This is a genomic window from Enterobacter sp. Bisph1 (genome assembly GCF_000814905.1).
Lineage (GTDB): Bacteria > Pseudomonadota > Gammaproteobacteria > Enterobacterales > Enterobacteriaceae > Kosakonia.
Genome location: NZ_JXAG01000045.1, coordinates 19,022 through 30,695, shown reverse-complemented (window position 1 = coordinate 30,695; position 11,674 = coordinate 19,022). Strand labels below are relative to the sequence as shown.

The window sequence follows — 11,674 nt, the reverse complement described above, 5'->3', positions numbered from 1 at the left end:
GCCGGTAAGGCCCTGAACGTGAAAGCGGCTGACCTGCAGACCCGCCAGCAGGCACAGCTGCAGAGCGGCAGTGATCTGACCCTGACGGCCGCTGACAGCGCCACGCTGAACGGCACCCAGGCCGCGAAAGGCACGCTCAGCGTGACGGCGAAATCCGCCAGTCACGGTGGGAAATCGAATGCGTCAGCCATCGCCCTTAGCGCCCCTGATGCGCTGAACAACAGCGGCACGCTGGTCGCGGATACGCTGAACCTCACCGGTGTCCATATCACCAACAGCGGACTGTTGCAGGGCACCCGCGCGCTTGATGTGCAGACGGACTGGCTGGATAACCTCACCGGCGGCACGCTGTATTCGGTGAAAGACCTGACGCTTGCCATCCCGCAACTGAACAACAGCGGACTCATCACCACCGACGGCGACCTTAATCTGCACGGCAACAGTCTGACCAGCAGCGGTGAACTCAACGGCGTCAACCTGTTCAGCGATTACCTGAACCTCGACAGCAGCGGGCGACTGCTGGCGGATAACGTACTCAGCCTGGCTGCAAATGATGTCCATAATAGCGGCGTGCTGGCGGCGAAAAATACTGACGTCACAGCAAATACCCTTCACAACGACGGCAGCATACAGGGTGACGGGGCGCTGACGCTGACGGCGCAGACGACGACAAATACCGGCTCACTGGCGACTGCCGGTGCGCTCAACCTCAGCGGGCAGACGCTGGATAACCACGGCACGCTGAGTGCCACAACCTTGTTACTAACGCTGGCGCAGCGGGCAGATAACGCGGCGAACGGGCGCATTACGGCCAGCGACGGGCTGACGCTGCATGCGCCGGTGCTGCTGAACCAGGGGCTGGTTGCGGCAAACAATCTCACCCTTGACGATGCGGATATCACCAACAGCGGTACGCTGCAGGGCACCGCTGCGCTTTTGGCAACAGGCAAAACCCTGGCTAACCAGCAGGGTGGCCTGCTGCTGAGTAACGGCGTCGTCACGCTTAACAACGCTCAACTGACCAACGCCGGGCAGATCCAGGGCGGTACGCTCGATCTGGCTACGGGGGAGTGGCTCAACAGCGGGGTTGCGCTGGGCGAAAATGGCCTTACTGCCACCGTTTCCGGCACGCTCGACAATCAGGGCCGGGTGGTCAGTCAGCAGGGCATGACGGTGCAGGCGGACGCGCTGCAGAGCAGCGGGGCACTGATGGCGAAAGTGCTCGCCCTGCACGGGGATTTACGCAACAGCGGTCTGCTTCAGGGAACGGAAGGGCTGACGTGGGACGGCACTACGCTGACCAGCACGGCGGACGGGCAGATTATCAGCGGCGATAGCCTGACGCTGCAGGGTAAAACTCTGGACAACGCGGGCCGGATGCAGGGACGTACCCTGACGGCGACGGCGCATAACTTTCGTAACAGCGGCACGGTACAGGCGCAGGACGCGCTGAATGCACAGGTTACCGGCATACTCGCTAACCAGGGGCAGATGCTGAGTCAGGGCCAGGCGGATATTCGCGCGGCACAGCTGAACAACGACGGCACGCTGGCGGCAAAAGATCTCGCCATCACGGCACCTGTGGTTACCAGCAACGGTGTTTTACAGGGCAATCACAGCCTGACGTTCGCCACTCAAAGCCTGTTTAATGGCCGCAACGGCCAGCTGGTGAGCGGCGGTGCGCTGGACCTGCATCTGGATTCTCTCGAAAACCAGGGGCTGTTCTACGTGGGTAACGCCCTGACGCTGAATGCCCGGCAACTGTTGAACGGCGGCAGTCTGGAGGCGGACGCGCTGGACGTGACCCTTGGCGGCAATCTGACCAACAGCGGCACATTACTCGCGCATAACACCGCTCTGTTTCGCGGCGATACTCTTACCAACAGCGGCCAGATGGCGGCGAACACCCTGGTACTGACCGGAAATGTGCTGACCAACAGCGGGCGGATGCAGGGCGACCAGCAGGCGCAGGCGCACGCAACGAGTATCACCAACACCGACTCCGGTACATTGCTCTCCGGCGGTGCGCTGACGCTGGATGGCGGCAGCCTGAGCAATGCCGGGATCATGCAGGGGGATACGGTTTCTCTCGCCGGTTCCACCCTGAACAATATTAATACTATCAATGGTCTGCACGGATTAAGCGCTGACTACAGCGGCACCATTACCAGTGACGGGCAACTGATTAGCGGTGGCGTAACGGATTTACGTGGCGACGCTATCGTCAGTGCCGGACGCATTACCGGCGACAGGCTCACGCTGAACGCCACCTCCCTTGCCAGTAACGGGCTATGGCAGGGCACAAACGGCCTCAGTGCAAATGCCGGCACGCTGACCACCGGGGTGAATTCACGCACGCTGAGCGGCGGCGATTTCACACTCACCGCCGGACAGCTTACCACCCAGGGCACACTGCAGGGCGGACGAGTTACCGTCACGGCTGATGACTGGACATCAGGCGGTACGCTGCTAAGCAAGGGGGACCTGACGGCAGCCGTCGGGAACACCCTTAACCTCACCGGCGCGCTGGAAAGCCAGGGGGCGATGACGCTGCGTGCGCCAACGCTGAAAAATGACGGGCAGTTGCTCAGCGCGGGCGATATCACCCTGCGCGGGCAGCAGCTCACCAACAACGGCACCGTGCAGGGCAGCACGCTGTCGGCGCACGAAGCCACGATTACCAACAATGGCAGGCTGACCGGGCTGAACAGCCTGACGCTGGATAATCAGCAGGGCACCGCCGCGCTGATGGCACGAATAGCGATGGCCGCGCCACAGCTGACGCTGATAAACAACGCCAGTGGTTCGTTGTTAACGCAGGGGACGCTGGACATTACCGCCGCAGGCGTCAGCAACGCCGGGCAGTGGCAGGGCAACAACATTCTGCTCGCGGCACACTCGCTCGATAACAGCGGCGCGGTGCAGAGCGCCGGAGCGCTGAACCTGCAGCTTGCGGGGAACCTTAACACCACGGCAGGTGGCAAAATTACCGCCATGGGCAGTGCGGCGCTGCAGGCGCTGTCCCTGACCAATAACGGTCAGTGGGCGGCAAAAAACCTCACCCTTAACGCAGGCTCGCTGACCAACAGCGGCACTATCAGCGGCAGCGACGGGCTGACCGCAACCCTGAATGGCGCGTTTACCCAGCAGGCGGGCGGGCAGACAGCCAGCAACGGCGCGCTGAACCTGACGGCACAACGCGTCGACAACGCAGGCCAGATTCAGGGCGGCGGTATCACGCTTGGCGCCGACGCGTTAACCAACAGTGCAAACGCGCAGTTGGTAAGCGGGCAGGGTATAACGCTCACTACGCCGCAATTATTCAACTACGGGCTGATTCAGGGCGCGGGTGAAACCCGTATTGGTGCCGCCACGCAGGCGCGCAATGAAGGCAAACTGCTTTCCGGTGGGGCGCTGACGCTGACGACGCCGCAGTACAGCGGCGCAGGCTGGCTGCAGGCAACGGATCTCATTCTTAATGCCGCGAACAATGCCGGTACCGGTACGCTGCTTGCCGACCGGATGACACTCACCGGCGACACCTTCACCAACCAGGGCACCACCCAGGCGAATGACCTGACGCTGAATTACAGCCAGCTCACCAACAACGGCACGCTGCTGGGCAACCGGCAGTTGACGGTGAACGCCGCGCAGGTAGGCCAGTCCGCCAGCGGGAGGCTCTTCAGCGGTGGTGACCTGCTGGTCGGCGCGACGGGGCTAAATGCGCTGGGGCAGGTTGTGGCGCTGGGTAACCTGACGCTGCAACTGGCAAATGCCTTTACCGGTCAGACCGCGCTGGCCGCGGGCAAAACCCTGAGCATTTCCAGTAACGGGGCGATTGATAACCAGAGCGTGATGCAGGGCCAGGCAGTGAACCTGAGTGCGGGCGGGCAGCTGACCAACAACGGGCAAATCACCACCGGCAGCGGCGCGAGTACGTTAAGCGGCAGCAACATTGTATTGAACGGCAACAGTTCACTGCAGGGCGGCGGCGACGTGACGCTGGCGAGCCGGGGCAATATCACGGCGAACGGTTTCGCCGGGACGCTCGGCAGCCTGACGCTGAGTGCGCCGGGCAGTATTGTGAATACTGCGCTGCTGTATGCGGCAAATAACCTTGCGCTCTATGCCAACAACATCACCAACCAGCGCGGCAATATGCTGGCGGGCAATAACCTGTGGCTGCAGCGCGATGCGGCGGGGAATGCCAATGCTGAGGTGATTAATACCTCCGGCAGTATTGAAACCCGCAACGGCGATATCACCGTTAATACCGGGCATCTGCTGAATCAGCGGGATGGGTTATCCGCGAGTACGACAATACAAAATGATCCTAAGGCTATCGCTCAACTAGGCAGTGCGACGATTTCTGTATCTGTCGACTTGTTATCTGATGGTACGTACGGTGTAAAAGCGTTTCCACCAACTGAACGTTGTGGTGGGGTCAAGAATGAGCACTGTTATACAACAGAAGGGTATACAGTTTATGCACCATATAAAGATTATATAGTGCAGAAATTTGCTTCTTCAGAAAGCACCACCACCGTCAGTTCAACAGGGGGCGCTGCATTAATTCAGTCTGGACGAAATACTGCTATCTATGCTGGAGTGCTTGACAACAATGCCAGTTCTATTTTAGCTACCGGGAATATTTCGCTGAGTGGAACCTCTTTGTCAAACCAGTCATGGCAAAATTCAGTTTCAAGACATAACTATGTTTATCAGTTCCTCGGAACACCAGCAATACATGGCCCCGGGACAGCAATATCCATACCAAGTCCAATAGCTGGAAATGATCCAATAGTTATAAGCGCTAAACCTAAATCGAAACTTATTAGTTATAAGTTAATAAGTAATGATGTTGAAACTCAGCTAGGTGATATTTATCGCTCCGTTATTCAAGCCGGTGGCAATGTAAGCGCGAATTTCAGCAGCAATATCAGCAATACCAATACAACCGCGAATGCCGGTGGCGTCAGCGGTACCATCACCGCTCCGTCACTGAATACCCTGAGTAACCAGGGGATCGGCGGTAGCGTGGCAAAACAGACGTTCGCCGCCGCGCCGGTCGCCGTTAGCTCCCCGCAGTGGCAGGATCAGCTGCAAAACGCCTTACAGCAGATTAACGGCGGCGGCGCGCTGGACAGCAGCGCTGCCTCCGGAACCGCGCTCGCAAACATTGGCGGTCAACAGAAAGGCAATGCCAGCCTTGGCATCGCAGGCAGCCTGGCAAACGCAGGCGTCACCAGCGCGGTGCTGAAAAACACCAGCAATGGCGCGCTCGACTCGCATCAGGGTAAAAGCGTCGATACCAGCGCTTACCCGCTGCCGACCGGCAATAACGGTTACTTTGTGGTTTCGCAGAACCCCAAAAGCCCGTACCTGATCACCGTTAACCCGAAACTCGACGGGCTCGGTCAACTGGATCCGGCGCTGTTTGGCGATCTGAACAAGCTGCTCGGCATTACGCCGTCTGCCGCACCCCGCGAAACCAACACGGCTTTCACCGACCAGAAGCAGTTCCTCGGCTCTGCCTACATGCTTGATCGCATCAAGCTCAACCCCGATCACGATTACCGTTTCCTTGGCGATGCGGCATTTGACACACGTTATGTCAGTAATGTGGTGCTGAACCAGACCGGTAACCGCTACCTGAACGGCATCGGTTCCGATTTAGATCAGATGCGCTATCTGATGGATAACGCCGCGAATGCACAACAGTCGCTGGGGCTGAAATTTGGCGTTGCCCTCTCTGCCGATCAAATCGCCGCCCTTGACCACAGTATTCTGTGGTGGGAAAGCGCGACGATCGGCGGCGAGACGGTGATGATCCCGAAAGTCTACCTGTCGCCGAAAGATGTCACCGTCAATAACGGCAGTGTTATTGCCGGGAACAACGTCAACCTCAATGGCGGCAATGTCACCAATACTGGAAGCACACTGCTGGCGCGCAACAATCTGAGCGTAACCAGCGATGACAAGATTACCAACAGCAACGATGCGCTGATTAAAGCAGGTGGCAATGTCGATCTCAGCGCCATCGGCGATATCAGCAATATCAGTTCCGCCATCAGCGGTAAAACCGTGGCGCTGGAAAGTCTCGATGGCAGCATTAATAACCTGACGCTCGCCGACCAGTTTTCGCTGGATACCAAAAGCAAGCACGGTGCGGTCAGTATCAAAGATACTACTCTGGGCAGTATCGCCAGCATTACCGCCATTGATGGCCTGTCGCTTGCGGCGGGAAGGGATATCACCCTGACCGGCTCGACGCTTGCGGCAGGGGGGAATCTGCTGATGGATGCGGGCGGCAATATCGCCGTTAACGCCATTCAGAAAAATGATGCTTACAGCCAGTCCGGCTTTTGGTGGCGTACTGATACCAGCCGCGCCACTGTCGATTACCAGGGCAGCAGCATCACCGCAGGCGGCAATCTGGCGATGCAGGCGGGCCAGGATCTGACCCTTACCGCCAGCAACGTCAGCGCCGGGAAATCGGCACAGTTGTCGGCAGGCAACGATCTGAACCTCAACGCGCAGCAGACCAGCCAGAACAACCGCAGCGGCAAGAGTGAAAACCACAGCACCGGGCTCGATCGCACCACCATAAGTGCGGGTAATAACCTGACACTCACCGCAGGCCAGGATATCAATTCGCAGGCCGCCGGGCTGGCGGCAGAGCAGCAGGTCGGTTTAAAGGCCGGGCGCGACGTCAATCTGCAGGCGGAAGCCACAACTCAGGGCGACAGCTATAAATCCAGCAAAAAAACGGTGATTAACGAGCAGGTGCGTCAGCAGGGCAGTGAAATCAGCAGCGGTACCAATACTATTATCGTTGCCGGTCGCGATATGAATGCCGAAGCTGCGCAGGTGCTGGCAAAAGGTGATGTGGGTGTTTCCGCCGGACGCGATATTAATCTGACGACAGCTACAGAAAGTGATTACTCGTACTTCGAAGAGATAAAAACGAAGAAAGGTTTCCTGAGCAAGAAAACAACCCACACTATTAAGGAAAACAGTTCAACCAACGAGCTAGCGTCGCTGCTGAGCGGCAATAATGTCTCCCTGCAAGCGGGCAATGACTTACTGGTGAAAGGCTCTGCCGTGACGGCCAGCGGTGATATTGCGCTCAAGGGCGGCAAAGATGTCACCATTGATGCTGCAACGGAAAAATCAAGCCATTACAGCATGAAGAAGACGACCCAAAGCGGGGTCTTCGGCAGTGGTCTGAGCATCTCTATCGGCTCAAAGTCTGCGAAGGAAACACGCAAAGGTGCTGAGATCACGCAAAGTGACTCGCGCAGCGTTATTGGTACGACTGCAGGCAACATCATTATTGAAGCGGGTGACAAAGCGAAACTGGTCGCTACCAATATGGTTGCCGGGCGGAATACAGAAGATACCACCCGTAAAACCGGACACATTGACGTTAAAGCCAGTGATATTGAGATCGTGGCGGGTAAAGATGTGGTTAGTGGTTCGGTGAAACAAGAGAGTAAAAGCAGTGGCTTCGGTATCTCATTCTCCAACCCTATAATCGATACGGTTCGCAACCTGCGCGATATCGTCAAGATGGGCGGCAGTGGCATTTCGCAGGCGAAAGTATTGGCGGGTGAAGCAGCAGCTTCCGCTGCCGATATCCCCGGTAGCGTAATGCAAGCGGCATTGCCGATAAGCTACGGCCAGTCGTCATCAAAAAGCGAAATGCATTATTCCGGTGAATATGCCGTGGGTAACTCCCTCACCTCTGCCGGTAACGTACAGTTGTCGGCGACGGGGGCGAAAGGTAACGGCGATGTGCTGATAAATGGCAGTAAAATCAGCGCAAAAGAGGCGGCGATCATCGAAGCGCAGCGTAATGTAGACATTACGCCTTCTACAGACACCCATGTCAGCAGCAGTCAATCTAGCAGCAAGAGTTGGAGTGTGACCGACGCTGTACCCACCATCGGTTCGGCGATCCGTACCGTCAGCGGCGGCCCGAACCACGGTGCCAGCATATTGCCGTTCAGTTATGGGAAAGAAAACAGTAACGAGAGCAGCCAGACCACGGCACAGACCGGAAGCCAGATCACCGCGAATGATATCTATGTCAACAGCAAAGACGGGCATGTGAATCTCTCCGGCAGTTCGCTGGCGGCTATCGACGATCTAATGTTGTCGGCACAAAACGGTGATATTACGGTCAGCACCGGTAATAACCATGTAGTGAAAGAGAGCTCCGGTAGCCAGACCAAAATCGGCTCGCTTGGCGGTGACGGTTACAGTGGAACGGTGGGCTGGAACAATAACAAATACGCTTCTGACCTGGATCGTAATCAGCAAAGTACATTGCGCAGCCAGATAGCCAGCCGCGATGGCAACGTAATTTTACAGGCCGGGAAAGATGTAGCCATTGATGGCGCAGATATTAGCGCCGGGAAATCGGTCACCCTTGGCGGAGAGAATGTGCGTCTGGATGTCAGTGAAGACAGCCTGAAAACCCACAACGAGTCCTCCAATACTCAATATGGCGTGAAAGCCTCGGTATCGGGCTGGGCCGTGACTGCGGCGCAGGCGGTAGAGAATGCCGCCCGATCAGTGGAAGAAAATCGCGATCCTCGCCTTTCGGCTATTTACACCGCGCAAGCGGGGTTAAGTGTAGCCACTGAAACAGTGCTGTCTGACATGAATCCGTCGGCTTTCAAGGTTAACGTAAACCTTACCGCCGGTTCGTCAAAACAAGAACAGGACTACAGTAGCCAGCAGCAACAGGGATCGTCTATTAAAGCGGGCGACTCGGTTAATATCAAAGCCAGACAGGATATTGAAGGTTCAGGCGTCAATATTGCCGCGAAAAATATCAACCTCGACGCCGGTCGTGATATCTCGCTGACCACTGCGCAGGATATGGAGAAACTTAAAACCCGTGCCAGCGGTAATCAATTCTCCGTCGGTGCTGGCTTCTCCTTGGGTGGATCACAGAATGGGATCACGGTGGAAGCGGGGGGGAGTACCTACAGCAACAAAGAGGATGGGAATAGCCTTACGCATCACAACACCTCTATCGTCGCTGAGCAAAACCTGACGGTGGCCAGCGGGCGCGATACGACGCTGAAAGGGACTGAACTGAAAGGCGATAAAGTTGCTCTAGAGGTGGGTCGTAATCTGACCATCGCTAGCCAGCAAGATAGTGATGAATATGCCAGTAAGTCGTCCTCAGGTGGCGTGAATGTTAGCGTCTGTGTTCCGCCAATTTGTGCGGGCAATGTGGTGCAGGGCAGCGTCAATGCCGCAGGCGGCAAAATTACCAACGACTTCAAATCGGTTATTGACCAAAGCGGCATTTATGCGGGTAAAGGTGGGTTTGATATCCACGTTGGCGACCATACCCAGCTTGACGGGGCGGTTATCGCCTCTGAAGCCGATGCCAGTAAAAATCGTCTCGATACCGGAACGCTCGGCTGGAGCGATATTCACAACAAAGCAGCATCTGGCGGTAGCCAATATGCCGTCAGCGTTTCTGGCGGGGCAAAAACAGGTAGCGATGGCAATCTGCAACCGGTGGCGACCGGCCTTCCGGGAACCTCACTAGCCAGCATGTCCGACAGTGCCAGCAGCACCACACACAGTGCGGTGGCGGCTGGCGATATCATCATTCGCGATAAAGATAAGCAACAGCAGGATATCGCTGACCTGAGTCGTGATACCGCCGGTGCGCACAACGCGCTGGAGAACAATTTTGACAAGAGCAAGATTCAGGATCGGTTAGACATTCAGAACCAGGCCGTTGCGCTGGGTACCCAGGCGATGGATGCCTGGCGCCAAAAGCTGTTGGATGAGGGTAAAAATAAAATCCGCGCGGACATGAAGGCGAACGGCGAGCTGGATGGCCTGACGGAACAACAGATTAATGACAAAATCGCTGCCTCTGCGCAGTATAAAGATGTTGATAAGGAATACGGTGTTGGTAGTGATTTCTGGCGTAACGGCACTGCGGTAACCGGGCTACTGGCGGGTGTACTTGGCGGCAATGTTACTGGTGGGGTGGCTGCAGGTGCCGCGCCGTTTGTGGCAGGGCTGATTAAAAGCGCCACTCAGGGGAATGAAGCTGCGCGTGTTGCGCTGCATACACTCGCGTCAGCCGTGCTGGTGAAGGCACAGGGAGGCAGTGCGGCTGCTGGAGCGGCAGGTGGTTTTATCGCAGCGGCAAGTTCTGAACCGCTGTCTCTTGCGTTTTATAATAAGAAGCCGGAAGACCTGTCACCGGATGAGAAAACGGTGATAGTCAACCTCGTGGCTGCACTGGGCGCGGCAGGCGGTAGCGTGGCTGCCGGTAACACCAGCGGCATCGGTAGCGGAGCGAATGCGGCAAGGGTTGAGGTTGAGAATAATACTTTCCTTGTAACCCTTCATCCTGATGCTTATCAGGATGAATTTAAGAAAACTGGCGATCCACTTTACCGACTGACTGACAAATATGAACAGGAAGTCCGAGAACATGCTGAAGCGGGCGATCCAGTAGCAATACAGGAATTACAAAATCTCGAAGAGGCGAAAGAAAACGCTAAAGCAGCTATTGCTCTTTATGGCGTCCTTGCTGGAGGTTCCACCGCGCTTTCTACTACTCCCGAGCTGATTGCCCTTGTCAGGGCGACTGCCAGTGGTTGCGCGGGAAACCCGGTGCTCTGTGCTAATGAAGTTAGTATTTGGATAGCAGAAATGGCTGTCGGGGATGCGCTTCCGGTAGGTCTGACAGCCGCGACGGTCAGTAAGATGTCAGTAACTGAACTGTCAGAGCTGAAGGCGTTGATGGCTGTTGATAAGCAATCAGGTAACAAATTGACAGCAGAGTCGCTTAAAAGTTTTGTAGATAATACGGCAAAAAATGGCCAGTTGCCAACATCAACTGTTGAGCAGACAATAACAGATTCTGTAATTGATCCGAAAAAATTTGATTATCTTTTTGGTAAGGCAACGGGCAGTGATCATACGATAGATCGTACAAATCAACTTGCCCTAGAAATGAAACGATTAGGTGTTACTGATGACAATAATGGTTATGCAGTTTTGGCTGAACATTTTACTCAAGCGACTACAAATCCAAATAACATTGTGAAAAAATATACGGATCAATACGGTAATTTTGAGGTCAGACAGTCTTTCTTCATTGGCCCTTCAGGAAAAGCTACAATCTTTGAAAGTACTTTCGAAGTCACGGAAGAGGGTGCTTATCGATTTATTACGACTATACCGAAAAATGGAGTAACTAAGTAATGTTCATAGAAAATAAGCCCGATGAAATTGAGTTGCTCTCTTTTTTTGAAAGTGAACCCGTTTCGTTTAAACGGGAAAATGTTAGTTTTTTATATACTGCAAAAAATCAAAATGGTCTTAGCATTTATTTTTCGTTTAGTATTGTTGAAGGTTGGATTCAATACTCAGTGAAACTACATGATAACGAAATAACACATTCTTGTATCGATGGTGTTAACTCATTTAGCATAAGGAATGACAAGGTTGGTGATTATATTTATATTGAGGTTGTTACAGAAGATTTAATTAATAAGGTTGAGATACGTATAAAGCCGGATATTAAAATTAGCTCATATGTCAGATAGCGCGAATTCCGAATGTTGGGCTGACCTGCTCCCCAAGCGCTGGTCAGCCCTGTATTGATTAATGAATTACAGGT

2 protein-coding genes are annotated in these 11,674 nt (G+C 55.1%); both read left to right on the top strand.

What is annotated here, in order from left to right; genetic code table 11:
* Positions 1-18: 18 nt before the first annotated feature.
* Positions 19-11,256 carry a hemagglutinin repeat-containing protein gene (locus RW65_RS15105; RefSeq protein ID WP_231564394.1) on the top strand — a complete coding sequence of 3,746 codons (11,238 nt, stop codon included), beginning with the start codon at positions 19-21 and terminating at the stop codon, positions 11,254-11,256.
* A complete protein-coding gene (locus RW65_RS15100; RefSeq protein WP_039057608.1) occupies positions 11,256-11,600 on the top strand; it encodes a hypothetical protein in 345 nt (114 codons plus the stop codon). Before RW65_RS15105 ends, RW65_RS15100 begins: the two co-directional genes overlap by 1 nt.
* Positions 11,601-11,674 lie beyond the last annotated feature (74 nt).

Bases quoted from the DNA above. Each gene is read 5' to 3' on its own strand.
- RW65_RS15100 (WP_039057608.1), top strand. From the start codon at position 11,256: ATGTTCATAGAAAATAAGCCCGATGAAATTGAGTTGCTCTCTTTTTTT.